The following is a 25,285-nucleotide window of genomic DNA, read 5'->3' on the forward strand; positions in this document are numbered from 1 at the left end:
GAGTCTTAAACGTTAAAATAGGTTTTTCAATGAATTATGATGTCATATTAGTCGGAGGTGGAGCAGCAGGTTTTTTTACTGCAATTAATCTTGCAGAACAAAATAAAGGACTAAAAATAGCGATTATCGAGAGAGGAAAAGAAGTGCTTTCTAAAGTAAGAATATCAGGAGGAGGAAGATGTAATGTGACTCATGCTTGTTTTGATCCGAAAGAATTAACGCAGTTCTACCCTCGTGGTGCAAAAGAGCTATTAGGGCCTTTTCATCAGTTTTGTTCAGGTGATACTATTGAGTGGTTTGATAGACATGGCGTGACATTAAAGATAGAAGAGGATGGTAGAATGTTCCCTGATACAGACTCTTCTCAGACTATTATAGACTGTTTTATGAAGGCAGTACAGAAGCTGAAGATAGAAGTCATCACGAGTAGTAGTGTACAGGGCATCTTTAAGAAAGAGAACAGTTGGAAGCTAGATACCACAACAGGTAACTACGAAGCGACTTATCTAATCATGACTACGGGGAGTAATCCTAAGATGTGGAATACAGTAGCCGAATTAGGACATAAGATAGTAGAGCCAGTACCTTCATTATTTACATTTAATATCAATGATAAACGCATCAAAGATTTGATGGGAGTAGCTACACCTGCTGAGGTAAGTGTTAAGGGGACTAAGTTAGAAGCATCAGGGCCTTTATTAATTACCCACTGGGGGATGAGTGGACCTGGTATATTGCGTCTTTCTGCTTGGGGTGCTAGAATATTAGCAGACAAGAAATATCAGTTTCATATCACAGTAAATTGGATGCCACAGCACAGCTTCGAGTCTCTAAAAGAAGAATTGCAACGCATCCGTAAAGATCATGCAAAAAAGAATGTGATTAAGCGTATAGAATTAGATTTGCCTAATAGACTATGGGAACGCATGGTCGTGATATCAGGAATAGCAGAAGATACCAAATGGGCAGATGTGACTAATAAGCAGTTAGATATACTATGTGGGGAATTGACTCAAGGAGAATATCAAGTCAATGGTAAAAGCACGTTTAAAGACGAGTTTGTTACTGCTGGAGGGGTAGACCTAAAAGAGGTTAACTTTAAAACCATGGAAAGTAAATTGCACAATAATTTGTACTTTGCAGGAGAGATTTTAAATATAGATGCCATCACAGGAGGGTTTAATTTTCAGAATGCATGGACGAACGGATACCTTGTTGCATTAGCGATAACAACTAAAATAGAGCATAAATAAGATGAGGTTTAGTTATTATAATTTGACGAGTAAGATATTGCTATTCGTATTTTGTTTACTTCCTTTTTTAGGGATGTCTATTTTCTTTCTACAAGTAGGCAATGGATTAGCCAAGTCTCTTAGTGCTGTTATGTTATTCCTATTCGTCGTTTTTGTCTATAAATGTTTTTTTATCAAAGTAAGTATAGACGCAGAAGGAGTGACGTATAAAAGTCTGCTCAAAGAGAAGCAACTCAAGTGGAATGAGATAAACGATGTGCTGATCGTGGTGAGAGAGAGACGCTCTGTAGCTGATTATTATAAATTTGACGAATGGATGAATGCGGGTAAAGCAGGTAAGAGTTATTTCGTCTTATTTAGAACGACAGAGGGGTTTCCTGAGAATCCTATGTTTATGTTTAGTGCCCCTACTAGTGAAGATTATATCAGCGTACAGTTTAGGCCTGCAATACAGAAGGCAATAGCACAATATCGAAAATAGAAACAATCGTTTTAAAGAAAAATATAAAATATCAGAGAAGGCAGTAAAACCTCGGTTTTACTGCCTTTTTCATTGGTTTATTTTTGAACTATCGCATAGTGGTCGCATAGTTATGGAATAGTGCTCACATAATAAAGGCTATTTTTAATGCAATCACTATGGGAGCAGTATCCTGTCAAGTTGTGATTAAGAGAAGAGAGGTGGTGTGGTTTTTATTTAGTGATATGAAATTTAACTTCTAAGTATAATTGCTTAGAAGTTTTTTTATGGTGTTTGAATAGTGATAGAGAGTTGAGAGAATAATAGTTAACTTTATTACGCTGTACAAGTAATTTTAAATACAAAAACAGTTTACTTTCAACTAGGGATATAATACTTCCGTTGATTAGTAAGGTTAAGAATCCTTTTTGTAGGAGCAAAAATTGCAACTGGTAGAATTCTTAGAAAGATAGATGTTTTCGGAGGAAGAATTAGATATTAATCGACCTTGTATAGTAATAAAAGTTAGAAGAAATAATGAATAAAGAGAAGGAAGTAATAGTAAATAGGTATGGACAATCTATAATTGGGGTAGAAGTCGTTACAGAGCTCTTTAATAAAGAAGATAGTAAGAGGCTTTTTTTAGAGGACCTCGTTTTTTTAATACAACAATCTAAACCTTTAATTACAGATGTGGATGTTGTGATTAAAAATAGTGGGCTTAAAGAGACTTGTACCCCCTGTGTGATGCTTCGCAAAGATGTAAAAGAGTATAGCCTCAGGAATATAATTAATTTGCCAGATTATGAATTAGTAAATGTTTTTATTCTTTTTCTAGAGTTGTTTAAAGTCGCTTACCAAAGACGTTTTTTATTAGAGAGAAATAATCCTAATAAATGGTGGTATTGGGATTTGAACAGTAAAGAGAATGTAGATAAAATATTTAGTGAGCATGACGATACTGTAGTGAAGTGAACTACTGATTAGTGATAATGTAATAATTATTCAACGAGAAGTAATGCTTAGCATTAGGCAAGAAAGATAAAAGGTTATGTATAATAAATTAATTATGAATGATATAAAGAAATATCTGAGTGAGTATGTTCGGTTTATTCATGATTTTGAAGAAACGCTTAGAGATAAATTAAGCCTTAAAGAAGAGGATATATATCAGGAGATTTATAAGATTAATATTAACTCAAATGGTACTAAAAATTATAAACATGGTAACATTGATGGATATGAATACCATTATCATGGAGCTGGATGTTTTATTCAAAAGGGAGATGTAAGATGTGACTTTGACTTCGTACACTATATTGATGATTTAACCTATAATTTTACGTCATTTGCGCTTAAAGATTTTATTGATAGTTATTATCATGTTGATATTGATGATGATAAACTGAATGAAAAACTAAAAGAATTAGTGAAAGAAGGATTTTTACTACCTGTTATATTTGGAGGTAGAGTATGGAATTCCTTTTTAATAAAGAGGTATAGCTAAAGATTGTTATTAGGGAAGTATATTATTTGTTAGTAAAATCAATTAATAAAGAAGTGAGATGTTTTTAGAAAGAGAGAGTTTTTAGTAGAAGTGGGTCTAAATAAGATGGTGTCTGGAAGATCTTTGGAACTAATGGGGTATTTAACTAGAATAGGTACTACCAATGAAATTTTAAAAAGCTTTATGATATGGTATTAAAAGAATTTGATGAAAAAGCTAGGAGTACTTTTGGAATATGTTCATTTGAAACTATTAAAGAGGTATTTAGAGTTGAAAGAATTAGTTTTAGAGAGGATAATGTTTTTGAGATTTTAGAGGTAATAATTGCTTTGATAGAAAAGAATTTTAAGAGTGGGTATTGTTATGTTCGAATTACTTTTTGGGATTTAGCTGAAAGTGATAGTTTTTCAAATAATTGTCTTTTAATAGAAATTAATGATGATAGTGCAGTAGGTCTGTATCATTTTAATCTTAAAGAAGAGGGATTGAAACAATTGCTTTTGAGCCATTTAAATTATGAATTGGGATTAGAGCCTTCAATTAATATTACTGCTTTCTTTATCAATTTTGAAGATAAGATTGTTGTAAATGTATTTGATGATCGTGGTCTTGATTACTTGGTAATTAATGATTAGATATTTTTTGATAATGTAAAAATTGCACGATATGATTTATATAGACATACTAAGACTGATGAAGTCTTGATAATAGCGAAGGAAGGAAAAGGAACACCTATCAATACATGATATATTTATTAAATAGTAAAAAATATGACAAACTTTAGATTGATATATTCGATTTTTGGGGATAATTGGAATCCTAGAGAATTAACCAAAGCAATTGGGATTATTCCTACTGCTTATTGGAAAAAGGGAGATAGAATAGATAAATATCATCCAAATGTAGTTCTTAGAAAAGAAACGAATTGGGAATATAGTTTTAGAAAGACTAATACTTTGTTATCAGAAGATGTTACTGAACAGTTTGTGGAATTATTTTCGTCTAAAGTTGATATAATAGTAAAATATATAAATGATAACAATTTAACATCAAAATTATTTATTATTCCTGAAATATTTCCAAATCAGGTACCTGGTATTTTTTTTGATAAAAGATTACTAAATCTACTAGTGAAATTGAATGCAGAGATAGATATTGATTTATATGTTATTAATGAATAGAGTTCTTGAGAATGAGGCGATCGTTAAAGTGTTAGTGGGGATAAAGAATGGATAAAGTGATAAGAGACTATATACAATAAATTAGTTATGAATGATATAAAGAAATATTTGAATGAATATGTTAGATTTATTCATGAATTTGAAAAAGTGATAAGAAGTAGTTTGAATTTGGTTGAAGAAGATATATATCAGGAGATTTATAAGATTAATATTAATTCAAATGGTACTAAAAATTATAAACATGGTAATATTGATGGGTACGAATACCATTATCATGGTGGAGGTTGTTTCATCCAGAAAGGGAATATAAAATGTGACTTTAATTTTATACGCTATATTGATGATTTAACTTATCAATTTACTTCAATAAAATTAAAGGATTTTATTGATAGTTATTATAATATTGATATTGATGATGATAAACTGAATGAAAAATTAAAAGAATTAGTGAAAGAAGGATTCTTATTACCTGTTATATTTGAAGGTAGGGTATGGGATTCCTTTTTAATAAAGAGGTATAGCTAAAGATTGTTAGAGTGAAGTGATATTAATTGATTATTGTTATTTGTTTAAATATAAACTCCTAAGCATAATTGTTTAGGAGTTTTTTATGGTCTTTGAATAATGTTATTCTGTTGAGTGAATAATGATTAATTTTATTAGATAAAGGAAGTCAGTTCTTAGTGCAGGCTGGTGTATTAGGAGATTTGATGAATGATGTAACCAGTAAATTTTGGAAGTGCTGATACATGCATTAGGATTAAGTAATTAAGAAGAATATGAATTTAATTAGAAATAATAAATTACTATATACTTTTGATGATGAAGTTGTAAGTAAGTTTGTTTATGCTATAGATGAAAAAAAAATAGAATTAAGCTTCGACGGTTTCTATGATTTAGAAAAAGATGAAGTGATAGATAGAAAATGTATTCTAATTATTGAAAGTTGGAGTAAGGCATTATCTAGATTATATCCTAATTCTAAATTTGATAACTTAGGAAGTAATTTTGGTATAATTAGTATGATTGTTGCTGTTAATGTGGAGCATGATGAAGTATATATGACTGTAAGTACAATTGATAATCGTCATTATGATTTGATATTTTTAAAGCCTTCAATGTATATATCGTTGATTTAGTGATTGACTTTATTTATTGGAGTATTTAAAATTAATTATATTTTATAAAATGTTATGTATTTTATATGAAGATAAAAATTAGAAAAACTCCTAAGCGATTATGCTTAGGAGTTTTTTTATGCTCTTTGAATAGTGATAGAGAGTAGAATAATAAATTAAAGTACTATAGTGTGATGACTCTATGTGATTGAGGAGTTGATATACTGTTTATATAGAGTAACTTCTTAAGTAAAAGATAGGGGAATAGTCTAAAGATGAGTATTCCAAATTCAGAATATGAGGTGATTACTGTTTGATAATAGTTTTTTCGGAAGATATAATCTTTATTTTTTATTTATTATTACTTGAGTGTTTATTGTAGGGTTTTATTATTTAAAAATAAAAGTTTAAAATAGTTAATTTAACAAAATTATTTATTTTTATTGTTTGTAATTTAATTAACTATTATATGATAGATAATGTAAAGTATGGGCTAAAAATCTCTGGTTATGGAGCGTTTAGTTTTTTAAAGATCGCTGTGTTTGGAGTATTTAGTGCGGTGTTGAGTTTGATTATAGGTATAGTCTTGCTATCTAATGGTAGTTATACAAACAAATTAGGAGAAGTCCGTTATAGTTCATTTAGAACTTTTATTATTGACTATCCTTATCTATCAGTGTTACTACTAATCACGTTGATTAGTATTTATTTTGTTTTTTCTTTTTCGACACAGTATGCTTTCAGAAAGGTGGCTAGACGTATCTTAGATGATAAAGCAGAGGTGCTATTAGACCCTATTATGGATAAAGTGATGGATAAGACGATGGGAAAAATAGGAGAGACAGAGAGACAGAATATGCTACAGAGAGGAGTTGATTACTCAATGTTAAAGTTGCAAACGATTAATACTGTTAAGGAAGAGACTACGAATAAATGGTTGAGGTATTTACTTGTGTTAGGATTTTCTAAGTTGAGGTTAGATGATATTCCATTTGGCGATCCGAAGTTTAATGTTCGTTCAGAGATAAAGAGTAGAGTGATCGAAGTGATTAAAGATTTTGCGACACCTGATAAGCAATTCTTTTGGATGATAGTCGCTTACCATTGGATAGTTATCTTGATTATTTCATTTTTAAGATAACGATATTTTTACGATGTTAGATAAGGTAAAGTATGCCGCTAAATTATCTTTTATAGGCGGGAGTAGTTTCTTTAAGGTATATGCGGTAGGATCATTAAGCGCAGTGTTTTCTTTTACTATAGGTCTTTTGTTATTTATGTATAGGCCTTATAACCAACCTGGTAATTTGGGTGGTTCGGCAGGTATAATGGCTATATTCGTGGTCTTTATGATTGCACCTATCCAGAGTGTCTTATTAACTGTTATAGCGATTAGTAATTACTTTGTTTTTTCTATGGCGAGTTCTCATGCTGTTAAAAGAGTAGCAAATAGATTATTGACTGACAAAGGTGAGAGTCTGCTGTTTCCATTAATAGATAGAGCATTAGATAAAGTTATTAGTGATACATCTGCGTCTGATAAACAAAACTGGATGCAAAAAGGGTTTGATTTCTCTTTAATACAAATGCAGATTATCAGTAATATTAAAAATCAGAGTGAGAATAAATGGGGTGAAGAAATTGTTGATTTATGGGTTTAAAAAGCTGAAGGTAGATGATATCCCTTTTAACGATCCGAAGTTAAATATCCGTGAGATTATAAAAGATCGAGTGATTCAGGCTATTCGTGAAATGGCGAACCCTAGCAAGAAGAAGTTCTGGTATACGATCTTGTTTCATTGGATAGCCGTTGTGGTCATTTTGATTATGAATTTGATTTATAGATAAAGGAAGTTAAGTATAAGTAAAGAGCTAATGATATAGGTGTAAATCATTAGCTCTTTTATTTTAGTGTTGTTCTAAAAAAAGAGAAGTTTCTTAAAGAATAGAGGGGCTATTAATAAAAGATGTTATTTTTGTTGTTTAGAAATCGATGAACAATGAATATAGAAGACTTTATTTTTAGCCAAGATATAGATGTTAATCAAGTAAAGGAGGGGACATTCTCATGGAGCTCTCCTAGTAATATCGCTTTAGTTAAGTATTGGGGTAAAAAGGAGAATCAGATTCCTGCTAACCCGTCTTTGAGTTTTACTTTAAACAATTGTAAGACAGAAACGACATTAAGCTATAGTGCGAAAGCGGATAAAGGGATCAGCTTTGATCTTTTGTTTGAAGGACAGCCTAAAGAAGAGTTTAAGCCGAAGATTCAGAAGTTTTTTGAGAGAATTCTAAAATACTGTCCTTATATCGAGTATTATCACTTCACGATAGATACTAAAAATACGTTCCCTCATAGTTCAGGGATAGCTTCTTCTGCGTCTGGTATGGCAGCGATGGCAGTGAATATTATGTCATTAGAAAGAAAGTTGAATGTGTATATGACAGAAGGCTATTTTGACCAGAAAGCTTCTTTCTTAGCTCGTCTTGGTTCAGGTAGTGCATGTAGAAGTATAGCAGGTAGTGTAGTAGTATGGGGAGAACAACGCGATATACCTGGAAGTACAGATTTATATGGAGTGAATTTCCCTTTTGAGGTACACCCTATCTTTAAGGGGTATTGCGATACTATCTTGCTAGTGGATAAAGGAGAGAAGAAAGTGTCTAGCACAGTGGGACATGATCTGATGCACAATCACCCTTATGCAGCGCAACGCTTTGAACAAGCTCATGAGAACCTAGCTCGATTGAAAAAAATATTAATAGAAGGTAATTTAACGGAGTTTGTAGCGTTAGTAGAAAGCGAAGCATTGACTCTACACGCAATGATGATGACTTCTATGCCTTATTTTATCTTAATGAAGCCAAATACGCTTCAGATCATCGAGAAAATTTGGGCATTTAGAGAAAAAACATCAATCAATGTGTGCTTTACACTTGATGCTGGGGCAAATGTACACGTTCTATACCCAGAAGGGGACAAAGACTTTGTACAGACATTTATAAGACAAGAATTGGCGCAGTTCTGTCAGAATGAACAGTATATAGATGATAAAGTTGGATTCGGTTCAGAAATAATTAAATAATTTTTTGTAACTTTATACTACGGTATGCTAATTGCATATACTAATATAAATATTGAAGATATGAGAAAGTTAATGACAATTTTTGGTTTAGCACTAGGTAGCTTACTATTTAGTCAAGCAACTTATGCACAAGAGTTAGCACCAGATCAAAACCCGAATTATAGAGTAAGTATGGTAAAGTATATGGCACAGAAAGATTCTCTGACTGCGACTTTAAGTACTACTGTACAGGATACTTATAAAGCGTACGATTGGTACGAGGCTAAGATGGAGCGCAAAGCTCAGAAAAAGCAATGGAGACATGAAGAACGCATGGCTCGTGCTAAATATGGTAGAAGTTACTATAGCTATGACAATGGGTATTATGGTAACTATAATAGATATTACTCTGGATGGAATAACTGGAATACATGGAGACCTAATATTGGTTTTAGAACTGGTAACTGGTGGTTCTCTATTTAAGAATTAGGAAAAAAACATAAAGAAAAACAAATAATAGGATTATGCAAATTAAACGTATAGCATTAGCTGCAATATTAGCTGTTTCAGGACTGGCTATTACATCATGTGGACGTCAAGTAACTAGAGTAAGTACAGAAGAAACTATCGACATTAGTGGAAGATGGAATAACTCTGACTCTAGAGAAGTAGCTGACCAAATGACTCAGCAGATATTAGAAGAGCCATGGATCTTTAACTTCCGTGAAGAGAATAAAGGAGAGAAGCCTGTGGTTATTGTAGGTATGGTTTATAATAAGAGTCATGAGCATATTGAAGCTGAGACGTTCGTAAAAGATGTGGAACAAGCATTTATTCGTTCTCAAAGAGTACGTTTAGTTCAAGGTGGTAAAAAACGTGAGGAATTACGTGGTGAACGTGCAGATCAACAAACGAATGCATCAGCATCATCTATGAAACAATTCGGTTTAGAACAAGGAGCTGACTTTATGTTACAAGGTTCTATCAATTCTATCGTAGATTCTCACAAAAAGAAAAAAGTGGTTTATTACCAAGTTAACTTAGAGTTGACAAATATTCAAACAAGTGAAGTGGTTTGGATTGGTGAAAAGAAAATCGCTAAGTACGTAAAAAACTAATTTAAAGTAAAATAGATGGTTTCAAGTAGAGCCATATATTCTGTTATAAAAACATCATTGTTCTTTGCAGTGATGTTTTTCGTGTTTGGATGTGCTACCTATCACGATCGTATAACAGACTATTATCAGAAGGTAGGTGCCTCAGAATATGATCTAGCTGAAAAGGCATTAGATAAAAATGCTTTATTACAAAAGCCTCGAAATCTATTGCTGTTTTATATGGAGAAAGGGAGGATAGCACACCTAAAAGGAGACTATGAGTCTAGTAATAAATATTTTAACCAAGCAGATTTACTAGTAGAAGACGGATTGTCAACTACAGGGGATATCGCTGTAGGATTATTCCTTAACTCAATGTCTCAAAATTATAAAGGAGAAGAGTTTGAGATCTTTATGCTTCATTACTACAAAGCACTTAACTATATGCATCTGGGAAGAATAGATGATGCGATAGTAGAGGCTAGACGTATTTCTTTACAGAACTACTCTCAGGGTGATAAGTATAAGGATAAAGCAACACGTTATTCTAAGGATGCTTTCTCTCTGAATCTGCAAGGACTGATCTATGAGTATAGTGGTAATTATAACGATGCTTTTATTGCATATAGAAATGCCGTAGAAGTATACCAGAGTTCTAAGGATGGTACATATTATGGTGTAGCAATGCCTAAGAATCTGCAGTACGATGTGATGCGTATGGCTGATGCAAATGGCTTCGGAGGGGACTTAACAAAGTTCGAGAAGCAGTTTAATCTAAAGTACACAAGAGAAGCTAAAGCTCCAGGAGGAGAATTAGTTATCTTTTGGGAAAATGGACGTGCACCTATTAAGGAGGCTGAGAATATGTTCTTTACATTAGCTAAAGGAGACAGTGGTAGTCTAGTGTTTACAAATGCGTTAGGTTTTGTGATTCCATTAGATTTTGGTATTGCAGGTAAGACTAACCTAAATGATATACACAGTGTGAATATCGCTTATCCTAAGTATATCGTACAACCACCACCTTATACAAGTGCTCAGATTCAGGCTAATGGAGCTTCAAATACTAGATTCGAAAAAGCAGAAGATATAGACGCGCTTGCCGTACTAACACTAAAAGAACGCGCAGGTAAAGAATTAGGGCAAATATTGACTAGAGTAGCAGTGAAGAAAGCTGCTGAATATTCTGTAAAAGCTGTCGCGAAGTCTAATGGTAAAAATGGAGATCCGAATGCAGCATTAGAAGCTATCGGCTTAGGAATACAGTTGTTTAATCTATTCTCTGAAAAAGCGGATACGCGTAACTGGCAGACATTACCTGCACAGGTTAACTATGCTAGAATACCATTACAGTTAGGTCAGAATCAAATCAAGATGACACTAGAGAGAGCAAATGGTCAACGTGTGGAACATAATGTAGAAATAGAAGGTACTGGAAAAATGCAGTTCTATAATTTTGCAACAATGAAGTAATAGAAGTATGGGAAATAATAGAGTGTGTACGCATTGTAAGACAGAGATAATTTGTAATACAGATGATATCAAACAATGTGACTGTACTCAGGTGAATATATCTAATGATACACGTGTCTTTTTAGCAGGCTCTTTTCATAAATGTTTATGTAATAATTGCTTGTCTAAGTTTGATGAAATGGTTATTTCTTCAAAAGGGAAGCCTTTTCCTAAGCGCAGAAGTGAGATGGAAGAAGGAGTGCATTATTACATGGAAAATGAGTATTTTGTGTTCACAGAATTGTATCATTTAATGAAAGGACAGTGTTGCCAAAATGGGTGTAGACATTGTGTTTATGGCTTTAAAAACAGATATTTATAAAAATAAAGTAGTAAAAAAGACGGTGTGAGAATATTATGTGTATTTTTGCAACGTGAATTTACAATAACAGCTATGAAAGGACCATTATTTTATTCAAAAATTCTTCTTTTTGGGGAATATGGGATTATTAAAGACTCTAAAGGATTGTCTATTCCTTATAATTTCTATAAGGGAGCATTAAAGATGGAAGAGAATCTAGAAGGAGTATCTTTAAAGTCTAATCAGAGTTTAAAAAACTTTGCAGCATATCTACATGATTTGCAAGAGCAAGAACCTACTTTAGTACAGTTTGATCTAGAGCGTTTAAACGCTGAGATAGAGCAAGGATTGTACTTTGATTCTAGTATTCCACAAGGATACGGAGTAGGAAGTAGTGGGGCATTAGTAGCTGCTATTTATGATCAGTATGCTTATGATAAAGTTACTGTTCTAGAGAACTTGACTAAGGATAAGCTTTTAGTGTTAAAAGGAATCTTCGGAAAAATGGAAGCATTCTTCCACGGAACGAGTTCAGGGTTAGATCCACTAAACAGTTATCTAAGCCTGCCTATCCTAATCAATTCAAAAGATAATATCGAACCAGCAGGTATTCCTTCTCAAAGCGTAGATGGAAAAGGAGCTGTGTTCTTAATAGATTCGGGTATCGTAGGAGAGACTGCACCGATGATTACGATCTTTATGGAGAACCTAAAAGATCAAGGTTTCCGTCAGATGTTGAAAGATCAGTTCGTGAAATATACTGATGCTTGTGTAGAGAACTTCTTAAAAGGAGACGTGAAATCACTATTTAGTAATACGAAGTTATTGTCTAATGTAGTGTTTAATCACTTTAAGCCAATGATTCCAGAGCAATTCCACAGTGTATGGCAAAAAGGAATCGAGACTAACGATTACTATTTAAAATTATGTGGCTCTGGTGGAGGTGGTTATATCTTAGGATTTACTGCTGATATCGAAAAGGCAAAAGAGTCTTTAAAAGATTATAAATTAGAAGTTGTATATCAATTCTAATTCAGATATGAAAAAATAGATATTATAACCTTTCGCAGTAGCGATATAAAATTGAAACAAGAGATAATGTTATCTAGGAAAAATAAACTACTCTTAGCTAAAATATTCAGCTTGTTCTCTGTTGTGAGAGGTTATAATATTTTTATTATAGTACTAGCACAGTACTTAGCGTCTATCTTTATATTCGCACCTGAACTTAGGGCGTTAGACGTGATTTTAGATTGGAAACTCTTTCTAATTATCTTTGGATCTTCCTTAGCTATCGCAGGAGGGTATATCATTAATAATTTTTATGATGCAGAAAAAGATTTAATCAATAGGCCGATTAAGTCTATGTTAGATCGACTAGTGAGTCAAGCTACAAAATTACGTGTCTATTTTGCGCTGAATTTTTTGGCTGTGGGGATTGTATTTCCTGTGTCTTGGCATGTGTCAGCATTCTTTTCTGCTTATATATTTCTGTTGTGGTTTTATTCTCATAAGCTTAAGAAGTATCCTATTATAGGTAACCTTACTGCTTCTTTATTAGCGATATTACCTTTCTTTAGTATCTTGATGCATTTCAGGTTTTATTATCCTTCTATCTTCATACATGCAGCTTTTCTGTATTTAGTTATTCTGATCAGGGAGTTGATAAAAGATATGGAGAATATTAAAGGAGACTTCGCTAATGATTATCAGACTATTCCTGTTCGATTTGGAGATAGAGTAGCGAAAGAGGTAATCACAGTCGTGACAGTATTGACACTGATACCGATCTATTTTTTAGTCAATAAAGAGAACCTTGGGTACATGGTATATTACTTCTATCTAAGTATTATTGTATTAATCATGTTCTTATACAGATTATGGACATCAAAGGAAATAGAACAGTATCACAGTTTACATATTAGTTTAAAACTGTTGATTTTATTAGGAGTATTCTCGATTATGCTAATAGACCCAGATGTGGTAATTAGTGGCAAAGTACTGCTAGAAGAAACTTTATAGTATTAAAAGTTGTGTAAACTTTTAGAGTTATATTAATAAATGCATAGAATAAAACTATCTTTGCAAAAATCTTTAGATATGAATAACGGTAGGTCGAATTCAGGAAATAATAAATCGAATCGCTCAGGAAATAGAAATGCAGCGGGAAAGAAGTCTTTTGGTTCTAAGGATGGAGCTAAAAAGACTTATGGGGGAAATGATAGCAAGAAAAGATCATTTGACAATAATAAAGAAGGAAATAAAACGTATGGTGCTAATACTGCAAAGAAATTTGATAGTAAACCAAGAGTAAAAAATACACCTAAAGAAACAGATGAAGTACGTCTGAATAAATATATTGGTAACTCTGGAGTGTGTTCACGTCGTGAGGCAGATATCTATATCGTGTCTGGAAATGTGACTGTAAATGGAGTAGTAGTTACTGAGTTAGGTTATAAAGTAAAGAAAACGGATATCGTTAATTTTGATGGAACAGTATTGACTCCAGAAAAATTGACTTACGTATTATTAAATAAACCGAAAGGATTTGCTACTATTAATGAGCCAATCGTATCAGCTGAGAATGTATTAAGCTTATTAAAAGGAGCCTCTAAATATCCTTTAGCTCCTGTCGGTCGTATGGATAAGACTACTATTGGTCTAATGTTATTCACGAATGATACGAACTTATTACAGAAGTTAAACTCTACTGATTCACGTTCTTCTAAATTATATCATGTATCATTAGATAAGAACCTTAAATATGAAGATCTAGAAAAGATTAAAAAAGGAGTTTATATCGATGAGCGTCGTGTATTCGTAGAAGAAGTATCTTATGTAGATGATCAGCCTAAGACAGAGATCGGTATTAAGCTAAAAGCATCTAATGTGAAGTTAGTACGTGCTATATTCGAATCTTTAGGATATAATGTTATTAAACTTGACCGTGTGATGTATGGTCAGTTGACAAAATGGAATCTACCAAGAGGTAAATGGAGACATTTAACGGATGAGGAAGTAAGAAACCTTAAAAACGGTTAATATAGATATTTAAAAAGCTCGCTAGATGATAGCGAGCTTTTTTATTGGTATTTATTGAAGATAACTAGGGAGTTCCATAGGTATCTCCATGACTAATATTTGACTTTTTTCATTTGCTTTGATCGTGAAAGTATCTTCTCCATCAAAACCAATAGCATCTCTTCTATGTAGCGTATCTTCACCTAAAGTAATATCTCCTTCTAGAACAAATAAGAAGATACCATTAGACTTATCTTTTAATTCATAAGACAGCTCTTTATTTTGATCTAAATCAGCCATGTGAAACCATGCGTTCTGATGAATCCATACTCCTTTATCGTCAGGATGAGGAGAAAGGATTTGATCCCATTGATTCACGCGATCTTCTTTGTTTAATTTTAGTTGATCATAACGTGGTTTTACATTTAGTTTATCAGGGAATATCCATATCTGTAGGAACTTACTCTCTTTATGCTCATCAGGGTTAAACTCACTGTGTTGAACTCCTGTCCCTGCACTCATGACTTGTATTTCACCTTCATTTATAATTGTACCATTACCCATACTATCTTTGTGTGAAAGACTTCCTGATAAAGGAATAGATATAATCTCCATATTATCATGAGGATGCGTACCGAATCCCATACCTGCAGCTACGTGATCATCGTTAAGTACACGTAACACACCGAAGTGTATTCTTTCGTTGTTTCGATAGTTAGCAAAGCTAAAGGTATGATGAGATTTTAGCCATCCGTGGTTAGCATATCCTCTACTATCTGCTGTGTATATAATTTTTGTGTTCATAGCTTTATGATTTTAATACTACAAAGATACGTTATAGGCTGATTTCCACTGCTTAATGTAGGTTAAGAATAGCGTACATCTATAAATGTCAGTTATTTGTTTCTAGTATTGTCAAAGTATTCTCTTAAAATATCTTCTCTAAAATCTGGATGAGCAATATTAGCAAGAGCGTGTACTCTATCTATAATAGATTTACCTCTTAGGTCAGCTACTCCATATTCTGTAACGATGTATTGAGCATGTGCACGAGATGTTACCACTCCTGCTCCTTGTTTAAGGAATGGAACTATTTTGTTTCCTCCTTTTTTAGTAGTAGCAGAAAGTGCTATGATAGCTTTTCCTCCTTTACTTAGCGTAGCACCTCTCATAAAGTCAACTTGTCCGCCTACACCAGAGTAGATATTCGCTCCGATAGAATCTGCACATATTTGTCCTGTAACATCTATTTCTACAGCAGAGTTAATCGCTATCATCTTAGGATTCTGACGGATCACGAATGGATCGTTCGTATATGAACATTCTCTAAGTTCAAAGAATGGATTGTTGTCTACATAGTTATATAGCCTCTCCGTTCCGATAAAGAAAGTAGAGATAGCTTTGCCATTAGAAGTAGTTTGTTGAGAACAGTTTAAGGCTCCTGCTTCAATTAAATCAACAACACCATCTGCAAACATTTCTGTGTGTAATCCTAGGTTCTTATGCCCTTTCAGTTTTTGAAGAACGGCATCAGGTATAGAACCAATCCCCATCTGTAAGGTACTACCATCTTCTATCATAGAAGCAATGTATTGTCCTATTTTATCTTCTACCTCACTAAAGTCAGAACTGTATTCTGTCAGAAGTGGTGTATCATGCTGTACTAATGTATTAATCTTAGAGATGTGTACTAGCGCATCTCCAAAAGTGCGAGGCATGAATTTATTGACCTGTGCTATAACTATCTTGGCAGTGCGAATAGCCGCTTGTGCAGCAACTACAGAAGTTCCTAACGTACAAAAGCCGTTCTCATCAGGAGGAGAAACTTGTATTAATGCCACGTCTAAGGGAACAAGACCACTGTCAAACAGCATCGGTAGCTCACTTAGGAATACGGGAGTATAAGTACCATTACCTTCTCGTATAGTGTGTCTAACGTTACCACCAGTAAAGAAAGAATTCACAAAGAAACTTTCTCTATATTTTGGATCAGCATAAGGGGCTTTGCCTAAAGTATGTATGTGACAGAACTCTACATTTCTTAATTCGGACGATCTTTCTACAATAGCATCAATGATGTGATTAGGTGTACAAGCTACTGCGTGTACATAAACTCTGTCACCTGACTTGATCAGCTTAGCTGCTTCTTGTGCTGTTGTGTAATTCATTTTGTGTGTAATTTTGTGTATTTAGACAAATGTTTCCTTAAAAGTAAAGCATTAGTCTTTATAAGGCAAGTAAAAAGTGTGGCTAATCATTTTTTTCATTAACTGTAATAGTGTAATTTTGTAGGATATAAAATTTTAAGGTATGATAATTCCAAAAACTCTTGAAGAAATCGAGTTGATGAGACAAAGCGCATTGCTTGTTTCTAAAACATTAGGTATGATAGCTACAGAGCTAAAACCAGGAGTAACGACTTTAGAGCTTGATGCAAAAGCTGAAGAATTTATTAGAGATCACGGAGCAGTACCAGGATTTAAAGGCCTTTATGGTTGTCCTTCTACCTTGTTGACAAGTGTGAATGATCAGATTGTACACGGATTACCTACAGATCGTCCTTTAGAAGAAGGAGATATCGTATCTGTGGACTGTGGAACAGTGATGAATGGTTTTTATGGAGATCACGCTTATACATTCGAGATAGGTGATGTAGATCCAGCTACTAAAAAGTTATTACAGATTACAAAAGAATCTTTATACGTAGGTATTAGAGAATTCAAATTAGGAAATAGAGTAGAAGATGTTGGTAGTGCTATCCAACGCTACTGTGAGAAAGAAGGGTATACGGTAGTACGTGAGCTAGTAGGTCATGGACTAGGACGTAAGATGCACGAATCTCCAGAAATGCCTAACTACGGTAAGCCTGGTAAAGGTAAGAAGTTCGTAGAAGGTATGGTGGTAGCTATCGAGCCTATGATTAACTTAGGTACTCGTAATATCAAACAACTGAATGACGGATGGACTATCGTGACTCGTGACGGAAAACCTTCTGCTCACTTCGAACACGATGTAGCATTAGTAAATGGTAAACCAGAATTGTTATCTACTTACCAATATATCTATCAAGCATTAGGTATCACTAGTAATGAAGAAGATGAGTTTAGAGCTAAACCATTAGTTCTGTAATTACTCATTTCTATTAATGAAGAAGTTATTCAAAACAATATTGAACATTGTGCCTCGACCGATATTAATTCGGTTGAGTTACGTTGTTCGACCTATGATGGCATGGTACCTAAAAGGGGATGTGTATACAGATCCTATTGATGGTAAAAGTTTCAAGACTTTCTTGCCTTATGGATATGCGAAGCAACGCAATAATGTCCTTTCTCCTAGTACACTTTCACTAGAGAGACACCGCCTATTATGGCTTTATCTTCAGCGCGAGACCGACTTCTTTAGTACTCCTAAAAAAGTATTGCACTTCGCACCTGAGCAGGCGTTTTATAAACGCTTTAAAAAACAACCTAATTTAGATTATACAACTACCGATCTAGAATCTCCTTTGGCAGATGTGAAGGCGGATATTTGTAACTTACCTTTTGAGGATAATAGTTTTGATATGATTTTGTGTAATCATGTCTTAGAACATATTCCAGATGATACGAAAGCCATGCAGGAACTGTATCGCATTCTTAAGCCTGGAGGTATGGGAATCTTCCAAATCCCACAAGATATGTCTAGAGAAACTACTTTTCAGGATGATACTATAACAGATCCTAAAGAGCGCACACTTATCTTTGGTCAATACGATCATGTACGTGTATACGGACGTGATTATTTTGATAAGTTAAGAGCGATCGGCTTCACTGTAGTAGAAGAAGACTTTATTCATAAACTTACTTCAGAGGAAGTAACTAAATACTGTCTAGCAGAGGGTGAGATTATCCCAGTTTGTTTTAAGTAGAGTAATCATAATATTTAATTGCTCGATTAGAGAATTAGTTAAAGTATCCTTATAAGGGCTACCCTATCTATATCCTATTGTGTATCTTCGTATTTATTTAGAAAGATTATGAAGAATACATTGATTACTACTGTACTTTTTGATATGGATGGAGTTTTAATAGACTCAGAGGGCTTTTGGCAACAAGCAGAACAAGAGGTGTTTACTTCTATGGGGGCTACTTGGGATGAAGAGATTGCGATCCAAACACAAGGCAAAACGACTAGAGCAGTGACCGAGCTGTGGTATAGCCTGTTTCCATGGGAAGGAAAGAGTATTGAAGAGGTGGAGCAAATGGTGATTGATAGAGTCGATGAGTTAATTAGTACAGAAGGAGAAATAAAAGAAGGGGTAATTCAGACATTGAATTTTCTAAAAGAGAGAAAAGTGAAGATAGGTCTTGCTACTAATTCTCCAGAATCTTTGATTAATACTGTTTTAAAGAGATTAGGTATTCGTGATTACTTCCAAACCATAGTTTCTGTAGATCATGTAGAACACGGTAAGCCTGCACCAGATGTGTATTTAAGAGCAGCTCATAACCTAGGGAGTGAGCCTAGAGAGTGTCTAGTAGTAGAGGACTCGTTCACAGGAGCTACAGCTGGTAAAAATGCAGGGATGACTGTGGTAGCCATACCTGATCATTTACAGTATGAACAAGAAAGATTTGATATTGCTGACTTTAAATTGAAAAGTATGATATTTTTAAACGAAAATATTGTATCTTTTTTGCACGAAGTAACGGTTTAGTTTAAAATGGTCATTATGCGAAATAAGGTTTGGTCTATTATTCTTTTTTTTCTTTGGGTAGGGTGCGTATTGGCACAATCTCCACAGAACTATACTGCTGATTATATTAAGTCAGTAGGGTTTATGAGTAATAATAGAGCTGTAACGCCGTTCTTTCAAATAGGGGATCAGTTTACGCTTGCTTTTGATGACTTATATGGAGATGATAGTAATTATTTCTATCGAGTTAAGGCTTATAACTATGACTGGACTCCATCGAAATTAAAACAGATCGAGTATATAGATGGATTAGATAGACAGCGTATTATGACGTATGAAAACTCGTTTAATACTTTGCAGAATTATACGAACTATCGATTGACGCTTCCTGCTCAACGTTATAGAATATTGAAGAGTGGTAATTATGTATTGGAAATTTATAATGAAGACGACGAAGTAGTAATTAGAAGGAAGTTCGTCTTATATGAGAGCTTGGTCAATGTACCGATTCAGATTAAGCGTACTAGAAACCTGGATGTCATAGAGACGAAACAGAATGTAGAGTTTAGTGTGTTATTAGGAGATGCGTTATACCAGAATCCAGTTCAGAATATAAAGATAGCGATCTTTCAGAATGGGAGATGGGACTCTTATCTGACGAATATTAAGCCTCAGTACACGATGGGTAATGACCTTATCTATAAGTACGAGAATGAGACTCAATTCTGGGCAGGGAATCAGTTCTTAAACTTTGACAATAGTGATATTAAGCAAGTGAATAATATGATCGGTTCTGTAACTACGGATAATGGTATTTATAACACGTATCTGTATACAAACGAGAGCCGAAAAAGTAAAGGATATACCTATTTTCCTGATATTAATGGAAGTTTCTATCCTAGAAATATCAATGGGAGAAACCCGAATATAGAAGCGGAGTATAGTTGGGTATATTTCAGTTATCGTCCAGAGGAGGATGTACAGAAAGGAATAGATTATTATGTGACAGGATTATTTAATGATTATGCCTTAGTACCTGCTAACAAAATGACGTATAACGAAGAGAAGGGATATTATGAACAAATCATTTTAGTGAAACAAGGTTTTACTAATTTTAGTTATACAGCAGTTCGAAATGGTGTTGTTGATCCAAGCATTGCACCAGATGGGAACTATGCAATGACAACGAATCGCTACCAAGTTTTAGTTTATTATCGTGGTAATAATGATTTACACGATAGAGTAATTGGTATAGGTGAGGCAAGTGCAGAGAACATAGTGTATTAGACACTGTGATAAAACGAAGAATTCAATGTGTTTTTTATAGTAAATTATTAAGATGGAAAAGATGATTTCACAAACGACGAAGGGAATAAAAATATCTGTAAATACTGAATATGAAGGCAATTTTTTTAAATCAAAAAAGATATGCTATGCTTTTTCATATAAAATAACAATTGAAAATAACTCTACTGATTATATCCAGGTGAAAGGACGACTATGGGAGATATATGATGCGCTGAATAGTGTACAGATAGTAAAAGGAGAGGGTGTAGTAGGTGAGCAACCTATCATAGAGCCTGGTACCAAATATACATATAGTAGTGGATGTGTTTTAAATTCATCTATGGGAGCTATGCAGGGATTCTATGAGGTACTTAATCTAGCGAACCAAACTTATTTTAATGTAGAAATCCCAAACTTTAAGCTAGTAGCCCCTTTCGTATTGAATTAGAAATAATAAAGAACGCACTCTTATAGAGTGGCTAGTATACTAAAAATAAAATGCTTCAACCACCTTTATGCAATTACATAAAGGTGGTTTTTTTATAAGTTAAAGGTGGTAAGGTAATAGTGAGAAATGGTGAATAGGATAGAGGAGGTATTTAGTTGTTTTAATATCTTATTCTATAAGAGTCTTATGGTATTGTTTTAACGCGATATCAATATGCATATATGGGCTAAAGCATAAGTAGCTGTTGAAATTTTTAAACTAATGTAGGAGTGTTGATCTCGATTGCTATTTATGAATGAGATAATAACTCTTTCCTTGCACTTCTTAGGGGGTTCCTAGGAGTTTTCTTGGGCTTTCCTTGCCCAGAAGGCGTTTTTCTCGAAGAAAGGTGCAAGAAACCTGCAAGCAATCCCCTAGCAAATCAGTACAAAATTATCTGTGGTGGATCAATACATGCTGAATTGAAATAGATTTGGTACTTGCTTTTTATTTTTTCTAAAGAATATTAATGGGTTGTGATTCATTTACATAAAAATATTTTGATTTACTTCTGGCGTGATTGTAAAAACTAATTATTAATCGCACATAGGTTTGTATTCAGAGTTAAGTATAACAGGTAGTTAGAAGAATGTAGTGAGGCAAAAATACTATTGATAGTCAATGTTTTGAAATCGTTAAGGAGATGTTTTTAGGGCTTTAGAGAAAAGTGGTTTCATTTTTTTTCGTTATATTTGTGCTTATTCATTTAGAAATTATATAAATAATACGCGTAATATGTCAAAAGGATTCTATCAAGTTCCAACTGCGTTCAATGAGCCAGTTAAGTCTTATGCACCAGGAACAAAAGAAAGAGAATTGACTTTGAACTCGTTCAAAGAGCAATACAACACAACAGTTGATATTCCATTATACATTGGTGGAGAAGAAATCAGAACAGGAAATACAAAAGATTTGTTCCCTCCATTTGATCACAAACATAAATTAGGTGTTTACCACGAAGCTGATAAAGCGTTAGTAGAGAAAGCTATTGCTACTGCTTTAGAAGCTAGAAAAAAATGGGCTGCAATGCCATGGGAACACAGAGCATCTATCTTCTTAAAAGCTGCTGAATTATTAGCTGGTCCTTACCGTGCTAAGATCAATGCTGCTACGATGATCGCTCAAGCAAAAACATTACACCAAGCTGAGATTGACTCTGCATGTGAGTTTATTGACTTCTTACGTTTCAACGTAGAGTATATGACTCAGATCTATTCTGAACAACCAGCTTCTGTAGATGGAGTATGGAACAGATTAGAGCACCGTCCATTAGAAGGATTTATCTATGCGATCACTCCTTTTAACTTTACAGCTATCTCTGGTAACTTACCTTCTGCTCCTGCTATGATGGGGAATGTAGTGGTATGGAAACCAGCTGCAACTCAAATCTACTCTGCTAGAGTAATCGTAGAGGTGTTTAAAGCTGCAGGTTTACCTGATGGTGTTATCAACGTAGTATATGGTAACTCTGGAATGATCACTGATACGTTATTAGCAAGTCCTGACTTCGCTGGTATCCACTTCACAGGATCTACAGGAGTATTTAACAGTATGTGGGCTCAAATCGGTCAAAACATCGATAAATACAAAACTTACCCACGTATCGTAGGAGAGACAGGTGGTAAAGACTTCGTTGTAGCTCATCCATCAGCTTGTCCTAAAGAGGTAGCAGTAGCTCTTACAAGAGGTGCTTTTGAATACCAAGGACAAAAATGTTCTGCAGCATCTAGAGCTTATGTTCCAGCTTCATTATGGAATCAAGTGAAAGAATATATGACTGCTGATTTAGCTACTATTAAAATGGGTTCTCCAGAAGATCCAAGTAACTATGTTTCGTCTGTGATTACAGAAGCTTCATTTGACAAATTAGCGAAAGCTATCGATCAAGCAAAAGCTGATGCTGACGCAGAAGTTATCTTAGGAGGTAAATATGATAAATCTATTGGTTACTTTATCGAACCAACAGTTATCTTAACTACTAATCCTAAGTATGCAACGATGGAAACAGAACTATTCGGTCCTGTATTAACTATCTATGTATACGAAGATGCTAAATGGTCTGAAACATTAAAATTAGTGGATGAGACTTCTATCTATGCATTAACAGGAGCTATCTTCTCTGGATGTCGTTATGCTATCGTAGAGGCTACAGAAGCATTAGTAAACTGTGCTGGTAACTTCTATATCAATGATAAACCAACAGGTGCTGTAGTAGGACAACAACCATTCGGTGGGGCTAGAGCTTCTGGTACTAATGATAAAGCGGGTTCTATCCTTAACCTACTTCGTTGGGTATCACCAAGAACGATTAAAGAAACTTTCGTTCCTGCAACTGATTATAAATATCCTTTCTTAGGATAATCAAATTATAATAAAAAGGCGGTTGCAAAAGAGTTGACCGCCTTTTTTAATTTACACTAGAATACAATTCAGTGCTTTTTATTGGGAATGTATAACCGATGAAGAATGACATGATAAGAGTCATTCAGGATATACTACTAAGTAAGAATACACTATCTATTTTGCTTTTATCTTTTTTCGAATACAGAAAAAAGTCCCTTTTTATTAGGATCGTTTTTAAGAGAACACTATTTACCAATAACACTTATAAAACGACTGAGTAAAAACTATTATCTTTTTGCTTTTATTATTTTTCGATTACTGAAAAATGATCCTTTTTTATCTTTAAAGTACTGGGTTATAATTATTAATTTAAATAGTATAACTCATGTTTAAAAAATTACTTGATAACAAAAACTTGGTGATTAATCCACCTGTTTTTATCACTTCAATATTATTAATAGTAGCTTTAATCTTAACCTGTGTCCTTTTTCCTGAAAAGGTAGGGGTTTGGTTTCCTGCTGCCCAATTAGCGGTAACTTCTAACTTTGGTTGGTTCTTTGTCGTGACAGTGAATGTTATTTTAATATTTGCTATCTACCTTGCTTTTAGTAAGTTCGGTAAGATACGGTTAGGAGGGGATGATGCAGAACCAGAGTTTACTAAGGCATCTTGGTTTGCCATGCTGTTTAGTACAGGTATGGGGATCGGTATTATGTTCTTTAGTATTGCTGAGCCTGTATCTCATTTCTTTAATACGCCTAGACCAGTAGATACAGACATAGAAGCTGCTGTACAAGCTATGCAATTTACGAGTTTGCACTGGGGATTACACGCTTGGGGTATTTATGCGATGGTTGGATTAGCTTTAGCCTTTTTTGGATTTAATAGAAAGTTACCTATGACCTTTAGATCTCTTTTTTACCCATTCTGGGGAGAGAAAATACATGGCTGGTGGGGACACATAATCGATATATTATCGGCTTTAGCTACAGTGTTTGGATTATCTACATCTTTAGGATTAGGGGTAATACAGATTACAGCTGGTTTAGAGTATTTATATGGTTGGGAGATAAGTCCTATGATGCAAGCAGGGATTATTCTGTTTGTGATTGGTATCGCTACTATTTCTGTTTTTTCAGGATTAGATAAAGGAGTTAAGATACTTAGTAATGCCAATATGTATATCGCAGCCAGTTTTATGTTGCTAATCTTTATTCTTGGGCCGACTCTATTTATCATGAAAGGGTATGTTGAGAATACAGGAGCGTACTTAGCTAATTTTATTGATATAAGTACATGGAATGATACTTACTTAGGTTCTGGCTGGCAGAATGTCTGGACTATATTCTATTGGGCTTGGTGGATTGCATGGTCTCCTTTTGTAGGAAGTTTTATTGCTCGTATCTCTAAAGGACGTACCGTGAAAGAGTTTGTATTAGGGGTATTGATTGTACCAGGGTTGATTACCTTATTATGGATGAATGTCTTCGGAGGTAGTGCATTGCACACTATTTTATCAGGTGATGTGACGATGATAGCAGCAGTTAAAGCTGATGTGTCTACAGCATTATTTGTCTTCTTAGAGAACTTCCCTTTTACTAAGTTCCTTTCTATTGTGGCGATTATTCTGATTTTCTCTTTCTTTATTACCTCTTCTGATTCAGGTTCATTAGTTGTAGATAATATTACCTCAGGTAGTAATGGAGAGTCTCCTGTGTGGCAGAGAGTCTTTTGGTCTTTTGCACAAGGGATTATTGCTATCGTATTATTATGGGGAGGAGGACTGGATGCCTTACAGACAGCAGTTATTATTACAGGACTGCCTTTTGCAGTGATATTGCTGGTGATGTGTTATAGTTTACAAAAAGGGTTAAAAGAAGAGTTAGCTAAATCGTCTAAGAAGGCTAAGTCAAAAGAAGAAAAGAGCTATAAAGAGATTATAGCAGAACTATTAGATGAACCACAAAGCAAATAA

General features: G+C 34.1%; 28 protein-coding genes. 26 read left to right on the forward strand and 2 right to left on the reverse strand.

What is annotated here, in order from left to right:
* The first annotated feature begins 29 nt into the window (after positions 1 to 29).
* The 19 genes from AABL87_RS04775 to AABL87_RS04865 all read left to right on the forward strand — a co-directional run bounded on the left by AABL87_RS04775 (position 30) and on the right by AABL87_RS04865 (position 14,536).
* Entirely contained in the window at positions 30 to 1,253 is a 1,224-nt protein-coding gene (locus AABL87_RS04775; RefSeq protein WP_341277030.1) for an NAD(P)/FAD-dependent oxidoreductase, read from the forward strand.
* Position 1,254: 1 nt separating this feature from the next.
* A complete protein-coding gene (locus AABL87_RS04780) occupies positions 1,255 to 1,734 on the forward strand; it encodes a hypothetical protein (RefSeq protein WP_006262711.1) in 480 nt (159 codons plus the stop codon).
* Between the two features lie 516 nt (positions 1,735 to 2,250).
* Complete coding sequence (locus tag AABL87_RS04785; protein ID WP_341277031.1) at positions 2,251 to 2,688, forward strand: DUF5958 family protein; 438 nt, start codon at positions 2,251 to 2,253, stop codon at positions 2,686 to 2,688.
* Positions 2,689 to 2,782: 94 nt separating this feature from the next.
* The gene (locus AABL87_RS04790; protein WP_172461563.1) at positions 2,783 to 3,220 is read left to right on the forward strand and encodes a DUF6896 domain-containing protein; all 438 of its coding nucleotides are present in this window, start codon (positions 2,783 to 2,785) and stop codon (positions 3,218 to 3,220) included.
* A gap of 188 nt (positions 3,221 to 3,408) precedes the next feature.
* The gene (locus AABL87_RS04795; RefSeq protein ID WP_006257506.1) at positions 3,409 to 3,855 is read left to right on the forward strand and encodes a DUF3885 domain-containing protein; all 447 of its coding nucleotides are present in this window, start codon (positions 3,409 to 3,411) and stop codon (positions 3,853 to 3,855) included.
* Between the two features lie 135 nt (positions 3,856 to 3,990).
* Positions 3,991 to 4,401 (forward strand): DUF4279 domain-containing protein, encoded by a 411-nt coding sequence (locus tag AABL87_RS04800; RefSeq protein WP_006257505.1) that lies wholly within the window; start codon positions 3,991 to 3,993, stop codon positions 4,399 to 4,401.
* Between the two features lie 87 nt (positions 4,402 to 4,488).
* On the forward strand, positions 4,489 to 4,926 hold the full coding sequence (locus tag AABL87_RS04805; RefSeq protein ID WP_006257504.1) for a DUF6896 domain-containing protein: 438 nt from the start codon (positions 4,489 to 4,491) through the stop codon (positions 4,924 to 4,926).
* 254 nt (positions 4,927 to 5,180) lie between these two features.
* Positions 5,181 to 5,540 (forward strand): hypothetical protein, encoded by a 360-nt coding sequence (locus AABL87_RS04810; RefSeq protein WP_006257503.1) that lies wholly within the window; start codon positions 5,181 to 5,183, stop codon positions 5,538 to 5,540.
* Between the two features lie 448 nt (positions 5,541 to 5,988).
* The gene (locus AABL87_RS04815) at positions 5,989 to 6,660 is read left to right on the forward strand and encodes a hypothetical protein (RefSeq protein ID WP_006257502.1); all 672 of its coding nucleotides are present in this window, start codon (positions 5,989 to 5,991) and stop codon (positions 6,658 to 6,660) included.
* 13 nt (positions 6,661 to 6,673) lie between these two features.
* Positions 6,674 to 7,180 carry a hypothetical protein gene (locus AABL87_RS04820; RefSeq protein ID WP_006257501.1) on the forward strand — a complete coding sequence of 169 codons (507 nt, stop codon included), beginning with the start codon at positions 6,674 to 6,676 and terminating at the stop codon, positions 7,178 to 7,180.
* Entirely contained in the window at positions 7,152 to 7,367 is a 216-nt protein-coding gene (locus tag AABL87_RS04825) for a hypothetical protein (protein ID WP_225581571.1), read from the forward strand. Before AABL87_RS04820 ends, AABL87_RS04825 begins: the two co-directional genes overlap by 29 nt.
* A gap of 152 nt (positions 7,368 to 7,519) precedes the next feature.
* Entirely contained in the window at positions 7,520 to 8,605 is a 1,086-nt protein-coding gene (locus AABL87_RS04830; RefSeq protein WP_016650114.1) for a diphosphomevalonate/mevalonate 3,5-bisphosphate decarboxylase family protein, read from the forward strand.
* Positions 8,606 to 8,665: 60 nt separating this feature from the next.
* The gene (locus tag AABL87_RS04835; RefSeq protein WP_225581570.1) at positions 8,666 to 9,067 is read left to right on the forward strand and encodes a hypothetical protein; all 402 of its coding nucleotides are present in this window, start codon (positions 8,666 to 8,668) and stop codon (positions 9,065 to 9,067) included.
* Positions 9,068 to 9,108: 41 nt separating this feature from the next.
* Positions 9,109 to 9,702, forward strand: coding sequence for a penicillin-binding protein activator LpoB (locus AABL87_RS04840; protein WP_006257495.1), 594 nt, complete (start codon positions 9,109 to 9,111; stop codon positions 9,700 to 9,702).
* 15 nt (positions 9,703 to 9,717) lie between these two features.
* A complete protein-coding gene (locus tag AABL87_RS04845; RefSeq protein WP_071307194.1) occupies positions 9,718 to 11,154 on the forward strand; it encodes a COG3014 family protein in 1,437 nt (478 codons plus the stop codon).
* Between the two features lie 7 nt (positions 11,155 to 11,161).
* The gene (locus AABL87_RS04850) at positions 11,162 to 11,515 is read left to right on the forward strand and encodes a cysteine-rich CWC family protein (protein ID WP_025125730.1); all 354 of its coding nucleotides are present in this window, start codon (positions 11,162 to 11,164) and stop codon (positions 11,513 to 11,515) included.
* A 72-nt stretch (positions 11,516 to 11,587) separates the two neighbouring features.
* Positions 11,588 to 12,526: a mevalonate kinase family protein gene (locus AABL87_RS04855; RefSeq protein WP_025125731.1), complete on the forward strand. Its 939-nt coding sequence runs from the start codon at positions 11,588 to 11,590 to the stop codon at positions 12,524 to 12,526.
* Positions 12,527 to 12,592: 66 nt separating this feature from the next.
* Positions 12,593 to 13,516, forward strand: coding sequence for a geranylgeranylglycerol-phosphate geranylgeranyltransferase (locus AABL87_RS04860; RefSeq protein ID WP_006257489.1), 924 nt, complete (start codon positions 12,593 to 12,595; stop codon positions 13,514 to 13,516).
* Positions 13,517 to 13,594: 78 nt separating this feature from the next.
* Positions 13,595 to 14,536, forward strand: coding sequence for a pseudouridine synthase (locus tag AABL87_RS04865; protein ID WP_006266251.1), 942 nt, complete (start codon positions 13,595 to 13,597; stop codon positions 14,534 to 14,536).
* Between the two features lie 51 nt (positions 14,537 to 14,587).
* Here AABL87_RS04865 and AABL87_RS04870 read toward each other — a convergent pair whose 3' ends face one another.
* On the reverse strand, positions 14,588 to 15,319 hold the full coding sequence (locus AABL87_RS04870; RefSeq protein ID WP_071307195.1) for a pirin family protein: 732 nt from the start codon (positions 15,317 to 15,319) through the stop codon (positions 14,588 to 14,590).
* A gap of 92 nt (positions 15,320 to 15,411) precedes the next feature.
* Complete coding sequence (locus AABL87_RS04875) at positions 15,412 to 16,683, reverse strand: acetyl-CoA hydrolase/transferase family protein (RefSeq protein WP_006262726.1); 1,272 nt, start codon at positions 16,681 to 16,683, stop codon at positions 15,412 to 15,414.
* Positions 16,684 to 16,825: 142 nt separating this feature from the next.
* Here AABL87_RS04875 and map point away from each other — a divergent pair, with 142 nt between their 5' ends.
* The 7 genes from map to AABL87_RS04910 all read left to right on the forward strand — a co-directional run bounded on the left by map (position 16,826) and on the right by AABL87_RS04910 (position 25,285).
* On the forward strand, positions 16,826 to 17,644 hold the full coding sequence (gene map, locus AABL87_RS04880) for a type I methionyl aminopeptidase (RefSeq protein ID WP_006257485.1): 819 nt from the start codon (positions 16,826 to 16,828) through the stop codon (positions 17,642 to 17,644).
* A 16-nt stretch (positions 17,645 to 17,660) separates the two neighbouring features.
* Positions 17,661 to 18,425 carry a class I SAM-dependent methyltransferase gene (locus AABL87_RS04885; protein WP_286417951.1) on the forward strand — a complete coding sequence of 255 codons (765 nt, stop codon included), beginning with the start codon at positions 17,661 to 17,663 and terminating at the stop codon, positions 18,423 to 18,425.
* Between the two features lie 108 nt (positions 18,426 to 18,533).
* Positions 18,534 to 19,214 carry a hexitol phosphatase HxpB gene (hxpB, locus tag AABL87_RS04890; RefSeq protein WP_016650118.1) on the forward strand — a complete coding sequence of 227 codons (681 nt, stop codon included), beginning with the start codon at positions 18,534 to 18,536 and terminating at the stop codon, positions 19,212 to 19,214.
* 15 nt (positions 19,215 to 19,229) lie between these two features.
* Complete coding sequence (locus tag AABL87_RS04895; protein ID WP_006266255.1) at positions 19,230 to 20,480, forward strand: type IX secretion system plug protein; 1,251 nt, start codon at positions 19,230 to 19,232, stop codon at positions 20,478 to 20,480.
* A 52-nt stretch (positions 20,481 to 20,532) separates the two neighbouring features.
* Positions 20,533 to 20,928 (forward strand): Co2+/Mg2+ efflux protein ApaG, encoded by a 396-nt coding sequence (gene apaG / locus AABL87_RS04900; RefSeq protein ID WP_006262728.1) that lies wholly within the window; start codon positions 20,533 to 20,535, stop codon positions 20,926 to 20,928.
* Between the two features lie 774 nt (positions 20,929 to 21,702).
* Complete coding sequence (gene pruA / locus AABL87_RS04905; RefSeq protein ID WP_006257480.1) at positions 21,703 to 23,328, forward strand: L-glutamate gamma-semialdehyde dehydrogenase; 1,626 nt, start codon at positions 21,703 to 21,705, stop codon at positions 23,326 to 23,328.
* Positions 23,329 to 23,695: 367 nt separating this feature from the next.
* Positions 23,696 to 25,285, forward strand: coding sequence for a BCCT family transporter (locus AABL87_RS04910; protein ID WP_006262729.1), 1,590 nt, complete (start codon positions 23,696 to 23,698; stop codon positions 25,283 to 25,285).

This window comes from Myroides sp. C4067, from assembly GCF_038039665.1.
Taxonomy (GTDB): Bacteria; Bacteroidota; Bacteroidia; order Flavobacteriales; family Flavobacteriaceae; genus Flavobacterium; species Flavobacterium odoratimimum.